Source organism: Mycobacterium innocens (assembly GCF_900566055.1).
In the GTDB taxonomy this organism is placed as follows: Bacteria; Actinomycetota; Actinomycetes; order Mycobacteriales; family Mycobacteriaceae; genus Mycobacterium; species Mycobacterium innocens.
In genome coordinates this window covers 41,923-60,996 of the sequence record NZ_UPHQ01000040.1, presented here as the reverse complement: position 1 = coordinate 60,996, position 19,074 = coordinate 41,923, and the positions used below count along the sequence as shown (strand labels likewise).

Annotated in this window: 17 protein-coding genes and 4 pseudogenes; 15 read left to right on the top strand and 6 right to left on the bottom strand. The window is 66.7% G+C overall.

Translation table 11 applies throughout. The features are described 5' to 3' along the window. Positions 1–113 (top strand): hypothetical protein (locus EET03_RS31195; RefSeq protein WP_244232247.1); only part of this gene is annotated, 113 nt, incomplete at its 5' end. Positions 114–305: 192 nt separating this feature from the next. Here the strand turns inward: EET03_RS31195 and EET03_RS30060 are convergent. The 4 genes and pseudogenes from EET03_RS30060 to EET03_RS05095 all read right to left on the bottom strand — a co-directional run. Beyond that, positions 306–902: pseudogene (locus tag EET03_RS30060) on the bottom strand (GH12 family glycosyl hydrolase domain-containing protein); the annotation flags it as partial. Positions 903–1,136: 234 nt separating this feature from the next. Continuing rightward, positions 1,137–1,427, bottom strand: a pseudogene (locus tag EET03_RS32610) (cellulose binding domain-containing protein); the annotation flags it as partial. A gap of 261 nt (positions 1,428–1,688) precedes the next feature. Beyond that, positions 1,689–2,705 (bottom strand): annotated as a pseudogene (locus EET03_RS32310) (PE domain-containing protein); the annotation flags it as partial. Positions 2,706–2,857: 152 nt separating this feature from the next. Next, entirely contained in the window at positions 2,858–3,280 is a 423-nt protein-coding gene (locus tag EET03_RS05095) for a cytidine deaminase (RefSeq protein ID WP_075543103.1), read from the bottom strand. Positions 3,281–3,604: 324 nt separating this feature from the next. On the opposite strand from EET03_RS05095, the gene sdhC reads away from it, so the two are divergent. From sdhC to EET03_RS05040, 11 genes are all read left to right on the top strand, one after another. Then, positions 3,605–3,943 carry a succinate dehydrogenase, cytochrome b556 subunit gene (sdhC, locus tag EET03_RS05090; RefSeq protein WP_023371364.1) on the top strand — a complete coding sequence of 113 codons (339 nt, stop codon included), beginning with the start codon at positions 3,605–3,607 and terminating at the stop codon, positions 3,941–3,943. Beyond that, positions 3,940–4,419, top strand: coding sequence for a succinate dehydrogenase hydrophobic membrane anchor subunit (locus tag EET03_RS05085; protein WP_075543102.1), 480 nt, complete (start codon positions 3,940–3,942; stop codon positions 4,417–4,419). Before sdhC ends, EET03_RS05085 begins: the two co-directional genes overlap by 4 nt. A 62-nt stretch (positions 4,420–4,481) precedes the next feature. Continuing rightward, the gene (gene sdhA / locus EET03_RS05080) at positions 4,482–6,272 is read left to right on the top strand and encodes a succinate dehydrogenase flavoprotein subunit (protein WP_075543101.1); all 1,791 of its coding nucleotides are present in this window, start codon (positions 4,482–4,484) and stop codon (positions 6,270–6,272) included. Between the two features lie 50 nt (positions 6,273–6,322). Continuing rightward, entirely contained in the window at positions 6,323–7,099 is a 777-nt protein-coding gene (locus EET03_RS05075; RefSeq protein ID WP_099194327.1) for a succinate dehydrogenase iron-sulfur subunit, read from the top strand. Positions 7,100–7,120: 21 nt separating this feature from the next. Then, positions 7,121–8,713 carry an AAA family ATPase gene (locus tag EET03_RS05070; protein WP_208648999.1) on the top strand — a complete coding sequence of 531 codons (1,593 nt, stop codon included), beginning with the start codon at positions 7,121–7,123 and terminating at the stop codon, positions 8,711–8,713. Beyond that, a complete protein-coding gene (locus EET03_RS05065) occupies positions 8,700–9,632 on the top strand; it encodes a hypothetical protein (protein ID WP_075543099.1) in 933 nt (310 codons plus the stop codon). Before EET03_RS05070 ends, EET03_RS05065 begins: the two co-directional genes overlap by 14 nt. Next, a complete protein-coding gene (locus tag EET03_RS05060; RefSeq protein ID WP_099193991.1) occupies positions 9,629–11,362 on the top strand; it encodes a hypothetical protein in 1,734 nt (577 codons plus the stop codon). The genes EET03_RS05065 and EET03_RS05060 overlap by 4 nt, the downstream gene beginning before the upstream one ends. Before the next feature lie 5 nt (positions 11,363–11,367). Further along, a complete protein-coding gene (locus EET03_RS05055) occupies positions 11,368–11,946 on the top strand; it encodes a hypothetical protein (RefSeq protein ID WP_075543106.1) in 579 nt (192 codons plus the stop codon). Positions 11,947–11,949: 3 nt separating this feature from the next. Further along, on the top strand, positions 11,950–13,305 hold the full coding sequence (locus EET03_RS05050; RefSeq protein ID WP_136625645.1) for a phenylacetate--CoA ligase family protein: 1,356 nt from the start codon (positions 11,950–11,952) through the stop codon (positions 13,303–13,305). Continuing rightward, positions 13,302–14,189 (top strand): radical SAM protein, encoded by an 888-nt coding sequence (locus EET03_RS05045; RefSeq protein WP_075543096.1) that lies wholly within the window; start codon positions 13,302–13,304, stop codon positions 14,187–14,189. Before EET03_RS05050 ends, EET03_RS05045 begins: the two co-directional genes overlap by 4 nt. A gap of 68 nt (positions 14,190–14,257) precedes the next feature. Continuing rightward, entirely contained in the window at positions 14,258–15,130 is an 873-nt protein-coding gene (locus tag EET03_RS05040) for a hypothetical protein (RefSeq protein ID WP_099193990.1), read from the top strand. Between the two features lie 81 nt (positions 15,131–15,211). Here EET03_RS05040 and EET03_RS05035 read toward each other — a convergent pair whose 3' ends face one another. Beyond that, positions 15,212–15,652, bottom strand: coding sequence for a condensation domain-containing protein (locus EET03_RS05035; protein WP_075543094.1), 441 nt, complete (start codon positions 15,650–15,652; stop codon positions 15,212–15,214). 33 nt (positions 15,653–15,685) lie between these two features. Between EET03_RS05035 and EET03_RS05030 the strand changes: the two are divergent. From EET03_RS05030 to EET03_RS05020, 3 genes and pseudogenes are all read left to right on the top strand, one after another. After that, positions 15,686–16,300, top strand: a pseudogene (locus EET03_RS05030) (carboxymuconolactone decarboxylase family protein); the annotation flags it as partial. Positions 16,301–16,365: 65 nt separating this feature from the next. Next, positions 16,366–16,659: a lipase family protein gene (locus tag EET03_RS30695; protein ID WP_075543092.1), complete on the top strand. Its 294-nt coding sequence runs from the start codon at positions 16,366–16,368 to the stop codon at positions 16,657–16,659. A gap of 77 nt (positions 16,660–16,736) precedes the next feature. Further along, on the top strand, positions 16,737–18,158 hold the full coding sequence (locus EET03_RS05020) for a PE domain-containing protein (RefSeq protein WP_075543091.1): 1,422 nt from the start codon (positions 16,737–16,739) through the stop codon (positions 18,156–18,158). On the opposite strand, the gene EET03_RS05015 is transcribed toward EET03_RS05020, so the two are convergent. After that, the gene (locus EET03_RS05015) at positions 18,142–19,071 is read right to left on the bottom strand and encodes a sigma-70 family RNA polymerase sigma factor (RefSeq protein ID WP_075543090.1); all 930 of its coding nucleotides are present in this window, start codon (positions 19,069–19,071) and stop codon (positions 18,142–18,144) included. The two genes, EET03_RS05020 and EET03_RS05015, sit on opposite strands and share 17 nt — an antisense overlap. Positions 19,072–19,074 lie beyond the last annotated feature (3 nt).

Sequence of the window (19,074 nt, the reverse complement as noted above, 5' to 3'; positions counted from 1 at the left end):
CACCAACCCAACCCCCGCCCACCGTCGCGCCGTGCCCCGGGCCCACCGGCGAACGCGCCCACTGGTGGTGGTATGAACCCTTCCAACCCCAACCACCACCAACACCCAACTAGCGGTGGTGGCCGGTCACCACCAGCACGATATCGAAACCCAAACACCTTGGGGCATCAAGAAACTCGTTCACACCACCCGGCCATCAACACCCGCGGTCACAGCGCGTACTGATACGAGCCAAGTCTGCCGAAACGCTGCCCGGCTGGGCCTGGCACTTCCCATTAGTCGGGTTAAACGCCGTTGACCAGGGCGGAGAACGAATCCACCCCCGCGCCGACGCTGCCGCTCCAGGGCTCGAAGCCGGCTTGGATGCTGGTCAGGTACCACGAGTCGGTGACCGGCTCCAGGGTTTGGGTGTGGTCGATGAACCCCATCACATCGAAGTTGTTCCAGGAGGTGATCGGTGTGGTCGCGACGTAGGACACCACGTTGTTCTGGCCGTTACTGCCCTTCCACACCTGGAAGTTCTGCCCGTCAATGGTGGCGTTGCCCACCACGGAGCCGACCGGCTGGATGGGGCCCTGGTGGTTGAACCAGATCATTACTTCCTGCTGGTTGACGCCGGTTGTGATGGGCGTGGGATTCAGCCAGATGTCATAGGAAGCGTCATAGATACCGCTGCTGGGATAGGTGTAGTTGATGCTGCTGGTGGCAGTCTGGATCTGGCCCAACTGGATCGGGAGGTTGGTGCCGGGCGAACCGGTGCCGTAGTGCCAGCCGTCGTATATCGACGGGTATCCGAGCGGAGCGCCGTTGGTGGGAGCGGAGCCGTTTTCGGTGGCGATGGAAAACCCGGTGGGGGTGACGTTGATCGACTGTCCGCCCGGGTTGTTCCATGCATTGTTTTGCACCACATAGGCATTCTGGATCGTCGTCGTACCGTACTGGGACGTGATCAGCGTGCCGCCGGTGCTGCCCCCGGTGCCGGTCCCCGTGCCACCGGTGCCGGTCCCGGTGCCGCCGGTGCTGCCGCCGGTCCCGGTGCCACTTGTCCCGGTGCCGCCAGTCCCGGTCCCGGTGCCGCCGGTGCTACCGCCGGTCCCGGTGCCACCTGTCCCGGTGCCGCCGGTGCCCGTGCCGCCCGTTACGGGTTGTCCGTTCACCAGCAAATTCGTGGGGGGCGAGTATGAGCCGGTCTGCGCCGCCTGGAACCCGACAGTGACCGAGCTGCCGGGCGCGATCGTGGCGTCATAGCTCTGCGGGGTCACGGTGTAGTGGGTGCCCGACTGGGCGACCTGTCCGTTCCACAGATTCGTGATGGATTCGTTTGAGGGCAAGTCGAATTGGAGTTGCCAGTCGGTCACCGGGGCGGTGCCCGTATTGGTGATCGTGTAGTCGGCGACGAAGCCGTTATTCCATTGCGACGTGGGCGCATATGTCGCCGTGATCCCGCTGCCACCGGTGCCCGTCCCACCGGTGCCCGTGCCGCCGGTACCGGTGCCCGTGCCGCCGGTGCCCGTCCCGCCGGTGCCCGTTCCGGTACCCGTGCCGCCAGTGCTTCCGGTGCCGGTCCCCGTGCCGCCAGTGCTTCCGGTGCCAGTGCCGCCGGTCGTCGTACCACCGGTACCCGTGCCGCCGGTGCTCGTACCGGTGCCGGTGCCACCGGTGTCACCGCCGACGGGTTGTCCATTGACCAGCAAATGCGTCGGTGGCGAGTAGGAGCCGTTCTGCGCGGCTTGGAATCCGACGGTGACCGAATTGCCGGGTTCGATCGTCCCGTTGTAGCTGGCCGGGGTGACGGTGTAGTGCGTGCCGGACTGGGACACCTGCCCATTCCACAGGTTGGTGACGGATTCGTTTGTCGGCAAGTCGAATTGAAGCTGCCAGTTGGTCAGCGGCGTCGTACCCGTATTGGTGATCGTGTAATTCGCGATGAAGCCGCTATTCCACAGAGCCGTCGGAGTGTACGTCGCCGTCACCCCGGTGCCTCCGGTGCTGGCGGCGGTCGTCGCGGTGGACGTCGTCGCGGCCGCAGTCGCCAGGGCGGTGGTGCCACTAGCCGTGCTCGTCGGGGCGGCGGTAGTCGGGTTGACCGCCGCGGTGCCGCTGGTACCGGTGAGGGCGGGGGCCGCGGCCGAGGCCGTCGTGGCGGTGGCGCCACTACCCGTGGTCGTCGTGTCGGCGGAACTCGGGCTGACCGCCGCGGAGCCAGTGCCACCGGTGCCGATCGGCATGGCGCTCCCGTCTCGACCAGAGACAGCGGCCGTCCCGCCACCAGTCCCCGGTGCGGGACTGCCGCTGTTGGTGCTTGCCACGGCCAACCCGCCGTGCCCGCCGGCGCCGGTTGCCACCGACTGACCACCATTGCCGGCGGTCGGTGCGCCCAGCATTCCGAGCAGCCCTTGCACGACATTGCGCAACGGCGCGATGTTTGCCGCCTCGGTGCTCAGATACGACCTCGCACTTGCGGTCAAGGCATTGACGAACTGGTCATGAAACGCCGCCGCCTGGGCGCTCAGCGCTTGATATTCCCGGGCATGCGAGCTGAACAGCCCCGCGATGGCCGCCGACACCTCGTCGGCGCCCGCCGCCAGCAGCCCTGTTGTCGGCCCCGCTGCCGCGGAATTCGCGGCGCTCAGGGTCGAGCCGATGCCGGTGATATCCCTCGCCGCCGCCGCCAGCGCCTCAGGTACGGCAGTCACATATGACATATTCATTCGATCACAACCTTATTACGAACCAATCACTGCCCTATCACGGGCGACCCTAATAAAGTTGATCACGATTTGGTCACGATCTTATCACTGCTTCATTAATTTGCCATGAGATCTTTAAACTGCCAGCACGTCAAATTCGCACGGGGTCACGACAATTCGCGACCGGGCTCATCCGCTGGCCCGGATGCAAGATCTGCACGGAAAGGTTCCGGCAGTAGTTCGCCGAGCCGACGCGGCCCGCCCGGATGGTCGATCAACAGCTCCGGGCCGCCGTGTTCGAGCAACAGCTGACGACACCGTCCGCACGGCATCAATGCCGACCCGGCGCCGTCCACACATGCCAATGCGACCAGCCGACCGCCTCCGGTCGCGTGCAAGGCGCCCACCACTCCGCATTCGGCGCACAGGCCCAGGCCGTAGGAGACATTCTCGACATTGCAGCCGGTGACGACACGGCCGTCGTCAACCAGCGCGGCCGCACCGACCGGGAAGCGTGAATAGGGTGCATACGCACCGGCTAACACCTGAATTGCCTTGTCGCGCAGCATATCCCAATCGACATCAGGCATTCGCAACCCCGCTCGACGATGGGCCGACCCCGGTAGGCAACCTTAACCCCGACGGGACGAGCCGCGTCGACCACGAATGGCCACGCGACACATGATTGCGATCGGACTGTCGGTACCGCCCGCGGACCTGGTCAAGTTAAGCTCGATTGCCCGGCTAGAGCTGTTTGATGCCGTTTCTTACGGGGTTTGGAAGGCGGTGAGGACGGTCTGAATACCAAGGCGACGACCGCGAATCCGGCAGCGCCCACAAAGGGGCCTGAACCTGCCCCCGGATCATCACGCAAACGGCGGCCACCACGGACCCTCTATCGCGGCGACCCCGGCATGTGGTCGTGGGTGCTGCATCGCATCACCGGCGCGACGATCTTCTTCTTCCTGTTCGTCCACGTCCTGGACACCGCGCTGGTGCGGGTCAGCCCCCAGGCGTACAACTCGGTGATCGGCACCTACAAGACGCCGGTCGTCGGCCTGATGGAATTCGGGTTGGTGGTTGCGGTCTCCTACCACGCCCTCAACGGAATCCGGATCATCTTGATCGACTTCTGGTCGCAGGGGCCGCGCTATCAGCGGCTGATGTTGGGCGTCGTCGGCATCGTATGGCTGCTGATCCTGGTGCCCGCGGCGGTGGTGCTGGGCATCCACATGTGGGAGCACTTCCGATGAGCACCCCCGGCGTGCAGCTCAACCCGCAAACCGGCAAGAGCCGCCGCGCACCGGTGCTGCAACGCACCCATGACCGGCCCGCCAGCCTGGACAATCCGCGGTCGCCGCGGCGCCGCGCCGGTATGCCCAACTTCGAGAAATTCGCCTGGCTGTTCATGCGGTTCTCCGGGGTGGTGCTGGTGTTCCTGGCCCTGGGTCACCTGTTCATCGGTCTGATGTGGGACAACGGCGTCTATCGCATCGACTTCAACTACGTGGCGCAGCGCTGGAACTCACCGTTCTGGCAGACCTGGGACCTGCTGCTGTTGTGGCTGGCGCAGTTGCACGGCGGCAACGGACTGCGCGTCATCATCGACGACTACAGCCGCAAGGAATCCACCCGGTTCTGGCTCAATTCGCTGCTGGCGGTGTCGATGACATTCACGCTGGTGCTGGGCAGCTACGTGTTGCTGACCTTCGACGCGAACATCTCCTGAAAGGCGCACATGTTTTCGCCACCTCCTCCTCATCGCTTCGCTCTGCATCGTCGGCGGCGGCGGTGATCCACCAACACCGATACGACGTGGTGATCGTCGGCGCGGGCGGTGCCGGCATGCGCGCTGCGGTAGAGGCCGGTCCGCGGGTCCGCACCGCCGTGTTGACCAAGCTCTACCCCACCCGCAGCCACACCGGCGCCGCCCAGGGCGGCATGTGCGCCGCCCTGGCCAACGTCGAAGACGACAACTGGGAATGGCACACCTTCGACACCGTCAAGGGCGGCGACTACCTGGCTGACCAGGACGCCGTCGAGATCATGTGCAAGGAAGCCATCGACGCGGTGCTGGACCTGGAGAAAATGGGGATGCCGTTCAACCGCACCCCCGAGGGCCGCATCGACCAGCGCCGCTTCGGCGGCCACACCCGCGACCATGGCAAGGCTCCGGTGCGCCGGGCGTGCTACGCCGCCGACCGCACCGGCCACATGATCCTGCAGACCCTCTACCAAAACTGTGTCAAGCACGACGTGGAGTTCTTCAACGAGTTCTACGTACTCGACCTGGCACTCACCCACACTCCCAGCGGCCCGGTGGCCACCGGGGTGGTGGCCTACGAGCTGGCGACCGGCGACATCCACGTCTTCCACGCCAAGGCCGTCGTGATCGCGACCGGCGGCTCCGGCCGGATGTACAAGACCACATCCAACGCGCTCACCCTCACCGGCGACGGCATCGGCATCGTCTTCCGTAAGGGACTTCCGTTGGAGGACATGGAGTTTCACCAGTTCCACCCGACCGGACTGGCCGGCCTGGGCATCCTGATCTCCGAGGCGGTGCGCGGCGAGGGCGGCCGGCTGCTCAACGGCGAGGGTGAACGCTTCATGGAGCGCTACGCCCCCACGATCGTCGACCTGGCTCCCCGCGACATCGTCGCCCGCTCGATGGTGCTGGAGGTGCTGGAGGGCCGCGGCGCCGGCCCGCACAAGGACTACGTCTACATCGACGTGCGCCACCTGGGTGCGGACGTGCTGGAGGCCAAGCTGCCCGACATCACCGAGTTCGCCCGCACCTACCTGGGCGTGGACCCGGTGCACGAGCTGGTCCCGGTCTACCCGACCTGCCACTACGTGATGGGCGGCATCCCCACCACGGTCACCGGCCAGGTGCTGCGGGACAACACCCACACCGTCCCGGGCCTGTACGCGGCCGGCGAGTGCGCGTGCGTGTCGGTACACGGCGCCAACCGGCTGGGCACCAACTCATTGCTGGACATCAACGTGTTCGGTCGCCGGGCCGGCATCGCCGCGGCCAACTACGCGCGCGGTCACGACTTCGTCGAGATGCCACCGAACCCGGCGGCCATGGTCGTGGGATGGGTGAACGACATCCTGTCCGAGCACGGCAACGAACGGGTAGCCGACATCCGCGGCGCGCTGCAGCGCACGATGGACAACAACGCCGCGGTGTTCCGCACCGAGGAAACCCTGAAGCAGGCGCTCACCGACATCCACGCACTCAAGGAGCGATACTCCCGAATCAGCCTGCACGACAAGGGAAAACGCTTCAACAGTGACCTGCTGGAAGCCATCGAGCTGGGCTTCTTGCTGGAGCTGGCCGAGGTCACCGTGGTCGGCGCACTCAACCGCAAGGAATCCCGCGGCGGGCATGCCCGCGAGGACTACCCCAACCGCGACGACGTCAACTACATGCGCCACACCATGGCCTACAAGGAAATTGGGGCCGATAAGGAATTTGGGGCCGATAAGCAGGGCACCGAACTGCTCAGCGACATCGCGCTGGACTTCAAACCCGTCGTGCAGACCCGCTACGAACCCAAGGAACGGAAGTACTGATGGCCGAAGGCGACACTGTGGGATCAGCAGAGGTAGCCGAGACCGAACCGGTGCCGGACCTGCCGGAGAGACCGCTGCCGCCGGTTCCCGAGGGCTCGGTGATGGTGACCGTCAAGATCGCCCGGTTCAACCCGGATGACCCGGAGCGGTACACCGAAACCGGTGGCTGGCAAAGCTTTCGGGTGCCCTGCCTGCCCAGCGACCGGGTGATCAACCTGCTCATCTACATCAAGGGTTACCTCGACGGCACACTGACCTTCCGGCGGTCGTGCGGGCACGGGGTGTGCGGCTCGGATGCCATGCGGATCAACGGCGTCAACCGGCTGGCCTGCAAGGTGCTGATGCGTGACCTGCTGCCGAAAAAGCCCGGTAAGCAACTGACCATCACGGTCGAACCGATTCGCGGGCTGCCGGTGGAAAAGGACCTGGTGGTCGACATGGAGCCGTTCTTCGACGCCTATCGCGCGGTCAAGCCGTATCTGATCACCAGCGGCAATCCGCCCACCCGCGAACGGATTCAGAGCCAGACCGACCGCGCCCGCTACGACGACACCACCAAGTGCATCCTGTGCGCGGCCTGCACCACCAGCTGCCCGGTGTTCTGGAACGAGGGCAGCTACTTCGGCCCGGCGGCGATCGTCAACGCCCACCGCTTCATCTTCGACAGCCGTGACGAGGCCGCCGCCGAACGCCTCGACATCCTCAACGAGGTCGACGGGGTGTGGCGCTGCCGGACCACGTTCAACTGCACCGACGCCTGCCCGCGCGGTATCGAGGTGACCAAGGCGATCCAGGAGGTCAAGCGCGCGCTCATGTTCTCGCGCTGAGCAACCCGAGAAGGCAACCACGTGGCCCTGATCGATCGGCGAAAACTTCGCCATGTACCCGAGGCACCCACCAACCCCACGGCCGACCATCGCGGTGCGCCCGTCTTCGATGTCGCCGACCTCTACCGAGGTCCGATCAGTACGGGTGAGGAGCATGCCGGCGAGGTCGCGCTCGATGAAAAGCTGCGTCAGGCCTACTTCTGGATCGTCAACCAGGCGATCATCAGCCCGCATTACGACATCGACTACTTCCACGGCGCTCACCAGAGTTTCCGATTCGGCGACTCCCAGACCCAGGTCGATCTTCCCAGCGGCCAGTCCTACAGCAGCTTCGTCCTGATCCCCCTGCTCAACTTCGCGGTCCGGCGGCGGTGCCTGCTCGTCGGCGGGCCGGGCCGGGGCAAGACGGCCAGTGCGGTATTGATGGGTGTCTTGGCGGGCTACTCGGTTACCGAAATCCGCCGCGGGATGCAGCATGGTCATCCGGAGATGACGGTGGCGGACCTGCTGGGCAGCCCGCTGCCCGCCGACCTGATCAAAGCCGCCAGCCCGCAGGACATTCGGATCGCCTGGCGGGCTTGGCTGCAGATGCGCGTCCGAATTGTCGACGAGTACAACCGGATTCCCACTCGCACCCAGTCGGCACTGCTGACGCTGATGGGCGACAACTACGCCGAGATGTTCGACCAGGTGCTGGAGTGTCCCGAGGCCGCCTGGTATCTGACCGCCAATGACGACGCCGGCGGCGGCACCTACCACGTGATCGAAGCGCTGCGCGACCGCATCGACGTGGTGGTGGCGGCGCTGAACTTCAACCCGCGCTTCCTCACCCATCTGCTGGACCGGATCGAGGCCGGCTTTCGTCCGGACGAAGTCGTACCCGAACAGCTGGTGTTCAGCGCCGCCGAGCTGGATCGGCTCTATGCGGAGGTCCTCGCCGTCGAGATTCCTTTCGAAGTGCGACGGCGGATCGAGTTCTTCGTCAGCCAGTTCGAGTTCCTCGATGCCGCGGCGTGCACCCTGGAATACAAGACAAAGGACACCGCACGGCTGGCCGGGCTCGATCCGCACCTGCTGGCCCTGGACGACACCGGCCGCGATCGCCTCGCCGACCTGGGCGCGCAAACCCACAACGGGCTGTCGGTGAGGTCGCTGCAGACCATTTTGGTATTTGCAAAAGCGTTGGCGTACTTCCGCGGAACTTGCATCGTCGCGATCGAGGACGTTCGGCACATACTGCCGTTCGTCCTGGTGAACCGGCTGGTTCAGGATCGCGACGCGCCGTTTTTCGAGGTGGCGGGCAACGCCGCCTACCGAGCCGACCGAGTCGGCTGGATCCGGCGCCTGTTCGAGCTGTCCTGCGCGCAATACGACCAACAGGGACTCGACGCCGACGATCCGGTGGTCGATCTGTTCGCCGAGTTCGAGCTGGGCCTCGACGGCATCACCGAGCGCCAGGTGCGCGATCGACTGGTCCGCATCGAGCGCACCTTGAGCGGCTGGTCGACCGGACGAAAGCTGTACGGCACCGTCTACGACGACATCATCGCGCTGAAGTACCTGCACCAGCGCTACACCAACTATCTCGCATGGCTGACCCATGACGCTGGTTGACGGCCCGATGGCCGCCGCGCTCGCCCAGCATCGGGACCGCTGCAACGCGATCGTCGCCAACGCGCGCCGAACCTATGTCGACTTCGACACCACCATCCTGGAGAACCAAATTCGGGGCCCGCTGCGCGACCTCGTCGACTCATGCGACCGGATCTCGCCCGGCTCCGGTGCGCGCGTGCTGGCCGCGGTATTCGACTCCGTTGTCGAGCTCGTCGGCCAGCACCGCCTTGGCGGCGGCTCCCACGACCCGCTGCTGGCCGCGCTGCCGGGGTTGGCGCGGATCCTGCTCGACGAACCGCGCAAGGTCTTCGGTTCACTCGCCAATGCCGTTGTCCACCTGCACCACTGCGGGCTGTCCGTCGGCGAGTGGCTCACCCGCGTGACCACCGCAGCGGCCGCCGGTAACCCGACGATGACGATGCGTGCCGGACAGGTCGCGGCCTGGCTGCTTGGCCTCAGCCAGTACCGCGACAGCGCCCTGAGCGTCGCGGTGACGCTCAGTGATGCCGCATTCAGCGCCGCAGTCGGCGTCAACGGGGTGACGGCAGCCGACACCCTGCAACGGATGCGGGACAACCGGTGGTGGCGACCCGGCCGAACCCCTACCGGCGCTCCGTCCGTCGCCCACCGGGTGGGGGCTTTCCGAGGGTTCGGAGGTCAGTTCTTGAGTCCGCCGCGGGTCGGGGTCCGGGCCGGGCACATCGTGGTCTGCTCCGGACCAGACGCCTGGTTGCTGCACGCCGATGCCTGGGGCGCCACGCTGACCCGCACCGAACCGCAGAGCATCGATTTTTCCTCGGCCACAAAGGCTTTCGTTCCCCCGGGGGTGCGCCCGGTCAGTGTCGCCGCTACCGCGGACATGACCGCGCTCACGGTGCCCACCAGCTATCAGGTGCTGGTCGTGGAGCCCGGCCGATGACGACCGTCGCCACCGCGGCCGACGCCCGCCAAGAATGGCACCGACGCTGGTCCGACGCCCTGGCGTTATGGAGTCGGTTCACCCGGCTGCGCGAGCCGCAGTTGTGCACGACGACCGAGCAGGCCAACAGGTCGGGCCTGGACGGCAGCTTCGCCATGATCCGGCTGACCGACCAACTGGTGGTGATCGACCTACAACAGGTGATCGAGCGGAACCTGGTGGACCTGCCGCTGGAGATCATGGGTCATGAGATCGGCCACCACATCCTGTGTCCGGCCAACCTCACCGACCAAGCGCGGATGCTGGCCCGCATGCGCTGGGCGCTGCCGGGGGTGGAAGGCGCCGCACCGGCCGTGGCCAACCTCTACGCCGACCTGCACATCAACGACCGGCTGCAACGCGGCTCCGGCCTGCGCATGGACGAGGTGTATCGCCGACTGAAAGCGCATGCCCCCGAGGGACCGATCAGCGACTTGTGGCGCCTCTACCAGCGCATCTACGAGATCTTGTGGGCATTGCGCCGCGGCGACCTGTCCCCCGGTCCGCTGCCCGACCGGATCGAAGGCGACGCCCAGTTGGGAAGTCGGCTGGTGCGTGCCTACCGTTCGGACTGGCTCGACGGGGCAGCCGGGTTCGCCGCTCTATGCCTGCCGTATCTGGCTCAAGACCCTGACGCCCGCCGCGTTCTGGCCGGCTGGGACGACTCGCTGAACACGGCCGGGGGTGTGGTACCGCCCGGGCTCACCGACATGGACGCCGGCGAACGGACCGAGCCACTGCATCCCGCCAACGACCCGCGGGTCACCGAGGGCGCTGAACCTGTTGCAGCACAGCCGCTCTCAGAAGTTCCGTCGGCCGCGCCGCGGGTCCAGGCTCGCGAGCCCTTCCAGTACGGCGAACTGCTGCGCGCGCTGGGTCTGAAGCTGAGCGACCATGACGTCGCGGTCCGCTACTACCGGGAGGCGGCCCAGCGTCACCTCATCCCGTTCCCGTCGAGGCCGGCGCCTAGCACTGGAGACCTGGTGCCGGAAGGCCTTTCGCCGTGGACGGTGGGGGAACCGATGGCCGACATCGATTGGCTGCACTCGGTCATTCGCAGCCCGCTCGTCATACCGGGCGTCACCACCGTCAAGCGAGTAATGGCCCCCGAGGAAGACCTGCCGCCGCGCCCGCAACCACTGGACCTCGACCTCTACATCGACTCGTCGGGCTCCATCGTCAACCCGCAACGACAGCTGTCTTTCCTGGCGCTGGCCGCAGCGATCATCGCGCTGTCCTGCCTGCGCTGCGGCGGCCGTGTCCAGGCCACCCTGTGGAGCGGTGCGCGGCGGTTCGAAACCACCGCCGGTTTCATCACCGACACCGAACGCATCTTGCGGATCGTCACCGGCTACCTCCGCGGCGGCACCGCCTTTCCGATCCACGTACTGCGCGACACTTACGCTGCTCGCACCGAACGGGACCGGCCCGTGCACGTGCTGGTGATCTCGGATGACGGCGTGACGACGATGTTCAACCAGGACGAACACGGCAACGACGGCGCGGTGATCGCCCGGGAATCGTTGGCTCGGGCGCGCGGTGGCGGCACCATGGTGCTCAACCTGTACCGGTGGCCCGACGACTTGAATCCGGCCGTCGAGATGGGCTGGGACGTGGTTTCGATCCGCGGCTGGGCAGAGTTGCTGGGTTTCGCCCGCCGTTTCGCGCGCCAGGCATACCCGGGCCGGTGAACGACATGTCCACGCCTTCAGTTGCCACGCTGGTTCATCGGTTGGCCGACTGTCCGGACGACTTCTTGGCGCCGCCATTGATCGGTGACCGCGGACTAGTCGCAGTCGCCGCGGTGGTCGGCGACACCCTGGCCTCATTGGGCGCCGCCATACCCGACGACTGGGTGGCCGGCCTCACGCCCGGCCAACCGGACGCGGCGACGGAAAACTGGCTGCGAGCCTGTCTGGTGTCCTGCTGGCTGGCCACCGACGAATCGGCACGATCTGTGTTGTCCGGGGCCGCTTTTCTGGGGTTCTTGGGTGAGGAGCTGTGGGCAATGGCCGCCTTGGTGCGCGCCGAACTGCTGGTGCGCGATCCCGACCGGCGTGAGGAACTCGCCCGTCTGATGTTCCGCCGCGCGGGGGGGGTGCCCGCCGGCGAAACCGTCGAACAAGCAGCCGACCGGCTGTCCACCCTGGACTCGGCGACGCGGGCGCGGGTGGAGGCCGAGGCCCGAGCCGCCGAAGCGCGGGCCAAGGAAGTGCGCGCCGCCCTGGCCCGCAAGCGTGCCGCGGAAGCCGCGGCCCGAGCATCAAGGGAATAGCCCATGCCACGATTCACGCCCATGGGATCCGGCGTCGTTCCCTTCGCGGAACGCCATCCGCTCATTTCTGCCACCGGGCGGAAGACCCTTGATGCGCTGCTCGAAGCGCCCGGCGCGCCGTTGTGGAACCATCACTGCGGCGACCGCTTGAACCGCGAGGCGCTCGACCGAGTCAACGCCTACGCGGCGTCCGTGGTCCTCGATCCCCCGCGCTGGCGTCCCGATCACCGACCGCCGTGGCTGGCCGGCTACCTTGCCCGCGCCCGGCAGGTGGTGCCGCGCTACCGCCAAACCGACGCCGCGTCACCAGCTTTCACCACCGACCGGGCGAACCTGGCCCGCGGCTGGTGGGAACTGGTTCCCGACGACGCCGACCTCGACGACCTCATCTGGTTCCCGACGTCGGGATCGGGACATCCGGCGGTCGTGGTGCCCACGCACCCGGTCTCGGTTTCCTGCTACTACGCCTTGCTGCTGCAGGCCGCCCGCTGGCATGGCGTCACCGTGCAGTTCCGGGCCGACCGCGCCGACTGGATGACCGTGGTGAGTCAGCGGCACGGCGGCTTCATCGTGCCGTCTTGGTCGTCATTTCTCGGCTGTGCGACCGCCAAGGTGAACCTCGAGGATGCGGGCTGGCCGGATCCCCTGGCCCGGCGGCGTTTCTTGGCGCACCACGATCCCCAGGTGATCACCGGCGACCCGGTCTCACTGACTCAGCTCGCCGGGCTGGACGTGGACCTGCATCCCAAGGTGCTGATCTCCACCGCGTTGCACCTCAGCGCCGCCACCCGACAACGAGTTGCCCAGCGCTTCGGATGTCCGGTCATCGACGTGTACTCCACCACCGAATCGGGCCCGGTCGCCGCCAGCCGTCCCGGACGCGGCATGGCCTTGCTGCAGCCACGGCTGTTCGTGGAGGTGCTCGAAGATGCCGGCATGCCTTGTACGCCAGGAGCTTTGGGGCAAATCGCGCTCACCGGCGGGATGAATCCGTACCTGCCGCTGCTGCGCTACCGCACCGGGGACAGCGCCCGGCTGGTGTGGTCGGGCGACCAGCCGGTCATCGAAGACCTGGTTGGCCGCACCCCGGTGATGTTGAGCCGTGCGGACGGCACCCAAGCGAACTCGTTCGACGTCACCCAGCTTTTCCAGGAGCTGCCGCTGCGTCGCTGGACGGTCCATCAACACGCCGACACGTCGATCACCGTGCGACGGGAGCTGGAGGTCGGCGCCACAGACAATGCCGACGACCTCATCGTCGCAGCGCTGCGCCGCGCACTCGGCCCCGTCCCGGTAGCCGTCGAGCCGCTGACGGCACCCGACAAGGTCACTCCGTTCAGCACCGCGGGGCCACGATGAGCTGGGCCGACTGTTGCTTCCTGACCTGCTCGGTGCTGCCGGTACGGATGGCCTGCCAGTGCAGCTGCCCGTTCTGCTTTTCGCGCTCATCGATTTCCGCGCTGGAAGCTGCGCCGGCCCGCTGGTCGGATGAGGAGCTGCGGAGCTACTTCCGGTGGTCGGCGAGCAGGGGTGCCAGCCGGATGGTGGTCACCGGAGGCGGCGAGCCGCTGCTGCGCCCTGACGAGTGCGTGCGAGCCATTCGGTTGGCCGCCGACGTTTTCGACGAGATCGCGCTGTTCACCAACGGGGCCCGACTGAGTTCGCCCGTCGCCGCCGAGTTGCGGGCCGCGGGCCTAACATATCTGTGTTGGTCTCGCCACGCCGTGGGCGACGCCGAGAACCGGGCGATCATGGGCGATGCCGCGCCCACCGCCGAAGCGGTGTTGGCGGTCGCGCAGGGCGTGGGATTGCCGGTTCGAGCAACCTGCGTGATGAGCACCGCCGGTGTCGCCGACCCCGACCAGGTCTGGGCGTACATCGGGGCGTTCACGGCGCTGGGCGTAGCCGAATTCACCTTCAAGCACACGTATGTGGCGTCGGCACGGTCGCTGCTTTCCTCGTCTGACGCCAACCAGTGGTGCCGGGAGCACCGAATTCACGCTGATCCGTTCGCCGGTCGTGGCCACGTCGTCGGGGGCCTGCCATGGGGTCCCACAATCCGTCGCATTGGGAAGGTGCAGGTATGTCATTACTACGAACCGACACCGGAGTGGGAGCTGCGGCATCGGCTGGCCCGCTCGTCCAACCTGCTGGCGGACGGCCGGGTGTACGCGTCGCTGGAAGACCGGGCCAGCCTGCTGTACCGGCTGGGCTGCTCACCGATGCGGGCTGCGAACCGTTAGTCGATGCGGACCTGCTCGCGGGTGCCATCCTGCCGGATCAGGTCGAGGCGCTGCGCCCGCTACTACCCGTGGGTTCTCGCATCGCGGCCGAGGCCTACCGGAGCGCCGTTGCGCAGCTGAGCGCCGACGACCTGTCCAACCATTACCGCGACGGCCAAGACTGGCTGCGCCATGTCTTCGCACCCGCACTCATTGACCGGGTGCAACGACTCAGCGAAGGCGAATGGGATTTGACCGGCTGGCAGCTGTTTGCGGCCGGAAGCGACGTCGACCTCATCACCCACATCATCGAGGCGGTGGCGGCCGCGGGTCAGGTTGTGATCTACCCGGGCGACTGGTACGGCTTCATGGTCGGCGCCACCCATGACCACGCCGTCCGGTTCGACGCCGCGGGATCAGCAGACCTGGCCTGCTTGTGCGTGCCGTCGGTGCGCAACGGTCACCTGACCGACGAGATGCTCGCATTCCTGGCCCGCTCGCCGGCGCGACTACTCAACATCAACCTCTTTCCGACGCTGGCCGCCGCAGACCGCGCGGAGATCGCCCGGGCGCTGCGGCCGCTGCTTCCCGGCGCGCTGCTGTCGATCAGTTTCAGCCGCGGGTTCGGCCTGACCGCCTCGCAGCTGGGCGTGCTGCTCGTCCCGCCCGGTCACCCGTTGGCAACCAGATACCGGCGGCAGTGGGACTGGTACTCGTACTTCTACAACGCCCTGGCCGCTCGGGCCTTCATGGCCGTCGACATGGCAGCGCTGGCCGAGGTCGACGCCGCGCGGCGGGACTGGGTGGCCGATTGGCTTTCGAAACGTCAATTACCCACCGTGGCGTCGGGCAGCTACTACGTACGCAGCTTCCGTCCGGACGGACCCGTCGCCGACCACCTTCGGCCGTTGTTCCGGCACGGGGTGTTGCGCTGCTGCCTCAAGCCGACAATCACGGGGTAGCAGCATCTTCGGGCGCCAACTCGCCGGGCTGATTACCCGTGACCGTCCTGAACGGGGTCGACGGAATGCGGCGCCGCAGGACTATTTCCAACCGCACCGAAGCCTCACCTCGTCGACCACGGTTTGCCAGGACGCACCGTCCATGCACAGCTGGCTGGCGCTGAGCACCAGCCGTTCCGGAGTCCCGGGCAGCAGCGACACGGCGAACAATCGGCCGGTGCGCATGTCGAAGGAAGCACGTTGGCGGGCGACGACATCGGCGACCAAGACCCCCGGAGGTTCCACTGCCCATCCCCAGCCGCCGCCCGGACGAGCGGCCCAGCGGTCGAAGAACGGTTCGAACACGGTGCCCAGAGCCGGGTTGGCCGCGAAGACCTCCTCGACCGCGGTGCGGACCCGTCCCTGGTCCACGCGCGAATCGGCAACCAGGACCGCGGTGTGCATCAGCGGCTCGATGTCCTCGAGCCCGGGCAGCTCAGCGATATACGAGTAGGACGACACGTCCACAGACTCCGACGCCATCCTCGGCGAATCCTTGGCGGATCCTTGGAGCCGTCACACTTTGGCGACCCGTCTCGTCTGATGGGTATGACAACGAAAACCCGCATCGAGCCCCTGCCTCCGCAGCGCGCCGGACTGCTGGTTCGCGCCATGTACCGAGTCGCCAAGCGCCGCTTCGGCGAGGTCCCTGAGCCGCTGGCGGTCACTGCGCATCATCGGCGCCTGCTGCTCGCCAGCGCCGTGCACGAGACGATGGTCCAGCGCGCGTCGCAAACACTGCCGGCCAGCGTGCGTGAGCTGGCGGTGTTGTGGACCGCGCGTCAGGTCGGCTGCTCATGGTGTGTCGACTTCGGCACCATGCTGCAGCGCCTCGACGGCCTCGACATCGAAAGGCTCACGGAGATAGACGATTACGCGACATCTCCGGCGTTCAGCGACGACGAGCGCGCCGCCATCGCCTACGCTCAGGCCATGACCACCGATCCGCATACCGTCACCGACGAGCAGGTGGCCGACCTGCGGGCCCGCTTCGGCGATGCCGGCGTGATCGAGCTGACCTATCAAATCGGCTTGGAGAACATGCGAGCGCGGATGAACGCCGCGCTGGGGATGACCGAGCAGGGCTTCAGTTCCGGTGACGCCTGCCGGGTTCCGTGGGCTACGGCCTGACCCACCCCGGTCTCCTTGCCCGGTTCAGGCCACGCTCTGGCTCGTCAGCTGTCATCCTTGGCGTCATGTATGACACCGAGCACGTCGTTCTCATCCACGGCGTGTGGGGCACTGCAGACGGCTGGGCTCCGGCCCGGGCGGCCTTCGAACAGCGCGGTTTCACGGTGCACACTCCGACGCTGCGTCATCACGAACTGCCGTTGCAGGAAGGTGCCATGAAGGACCGGTATCAGCAAGGGACCTCTGTGGAAATTGCCGGCGCAGACCACCTCGTCTTCTGGGGGCGGTGGCTACCCGCCACCATGGGTCATATCGAGGACTGGATGGCTGAAAATCGGGTGTTCGCACATTCGGCCTAGCACCGACGGAGCCTCGATTCGTTCAATTTTTGAACTAAATTGTGCCTGATCTCGTATCAACTGAAAGGGAGCCGCCGATGTCGTGGTATGTGACCGCAGCACCCGAGGCTATTGCCACAGCTTCCGGGAACTTGACCGGCATCGAGGAGGCGATCAAGAAGGCCGCGGCTGCGGCGTCGTCTTCGACGACGGGGATCGCCGCGGCGGCGGCCGACGAGGTGTCGACGGCGATCGCGACGCTTTTCGGCGGCTACGCCCAAGAGTTTCAGACGCTGGTCGCCCGGACAACGCTGTTTCACAACGAGTTCTCGCGCGCGTTGAGCGCGGCCGGGGCCGCGTACGTGGCCGCTGAGGCCGCGAATGCGTCACCGCTGGGGTCGCTGTTGGCGCAAGTCAAAAGCCTGTCTTCACCCGTTGAACGGCTGCTTGGGTCTCCGCTAATTGGTGGCCCCGGTACCGCAACGCTGGGAGCGCTGCTCAACTCGGCGACCAATGCGGTGGGTTTGGGCGGGGTGCTGAACTTCCCTTCCACTGCCTTCACCGCCCCGGGCACCAACGGAGTGACCGGGGTCAGGATCGGGTTCTCGTTCCTGCAAATCCCCGTCGGCCCAAGTTCCTTCCTCGGCTTTACGATTCCCCAATTCAACTACCCGGCCCCCGCGCTGTGGTATTTCCCGACGCAGGCGAACGGGCCGGTCAACGCCACCGGCACCGTCTATCTGCAGCACGGCTTCGGGGCTTTCGGCTTGTTGTACCAGCCGTTGGCTATCGAGCTGGCGCAGCAGACCAACAGCGTCGTGGTCACTCCGACCATCCCGTCGATTCCGTTGCCGTTCGGCCTGTTTCTAAACAGCCCGGAGATGCAGCAGGGCGTGGCGTCGTTGTTCCTGGGTCCCCAGACGAATCTGAACATCAGCGCGCAACGGGCCGGTTATTTCGGCACGCTGCCGCAGGATTTCATCCTGTCCGGACACTCCGCCGGCGGCGGCCTGGCCACGATCGCCGGCGGGAATTACCTCGCCGCCCTCGGGGGTGGCACCAACCACCTCAAGGGTGTGGTGATGTTCGACGGCGTCGCCAACAACGCAACGGCCTTCGGGAACGCGATCGCCAACCTGCAGGCGGCCAATGTCCCCGTCTATACGGTCGCCGCGCCACCGCAGCCGTGGAACGCGTTCGGCAACACCACGAACCAACTGGTCAGTCTGTACCCGAGTCAGTTCGTCGGGGCCGAGATCGTGGGCGGCTCGCACGTCGACTCGATGCTGGGCCTGAACCCCCTCACCGACCTCATCCTGCAGTTGGTGACCGGGTTCTCCCCGCCCGGCGCCACCTCGGCGGTGTACACGCTGTCCACCGGCTGGATCAACGACATCTGGGCCGGAGCGAGCCCGGCCGCCCCGATATACGGGATCTACGGGCCCACCGGCAACTACGTGCCGCCCGGCGGTCAGGCGACCTTCCTCGGCCCGACCGCCGCGATCATACTGCCGGTGTAGCCCGCAACGGCGACCCGGTGAACTTGTCGGGGTTGGCGATATCCCATATCGCACAAACCTTTCCGTCGCGAACCGTCATCGCGGTGATCCGCGGCGCCATGTCCCGATGCCCGTCGGCACCGGCGAAACCCGTTGTGTAGGCGCCGAGTTCGCCGTTGACCAACGCCAGCTGATTTGCGGTGAAGAATGCCGGGCCGTAGCGACGGGCCAGGCCGAACATGAACCGAACCACCTTGTCCGCGCCGTGAATGACCTGAACGGCCGTGGGGGCCTTCCCATTCGAGTCGCCGGTAAAGGTCACATCGGGATGCAGCAGCGACACCACGGTGTCCAGGTCGCCGGCGGCCATGGCGGCCATCAGCTTGCCGACCACCTCGTTGTGGGCGGGGTCAGATTGTGGCGGGCGGTCCGCTGCGTCGCTCGCTACAGCCTTGCGGGCCCGCGATGCCAGTTGCCGGGCAGCGGACTCGCTGGTCCCCAGCACCTCGGCGATGTCGGCGAAGGGCACCGAAAACCCGTCGTGCAGCACGAACGCGACCCGCTGATCTGGCGACAGCCGTTCCAGCACCACCATCGCCGCGAACCGGGCATCTTCGGCGGCCACCACGGCCGTCAGCGGGTCGGCGCCGTCAAACCCGGTCACCACGGGTTCGGGCAGCCAGTTGCCGGTGTAGGTCTCCCTGCGGTGCGCCGCCGACCTCAATTTGTCCAGACCGAGCCGGCTCACCACCGTGGTCAGCCACGCCCGCAGGTCGTCGATCTCCCGGTCGTAGGTGTCCCAGCGCAGCCAGGCTTCCTGGACGATGTCCTCGGCGTCGGCCACGGTTCCGGTGAGCCGGTAGGCGACCGACATCAGATGCGGTCGCAGCTCCTCGAATTCGGTGATCTGCGTCCCAGTGGCAGACAGGGCCATAGC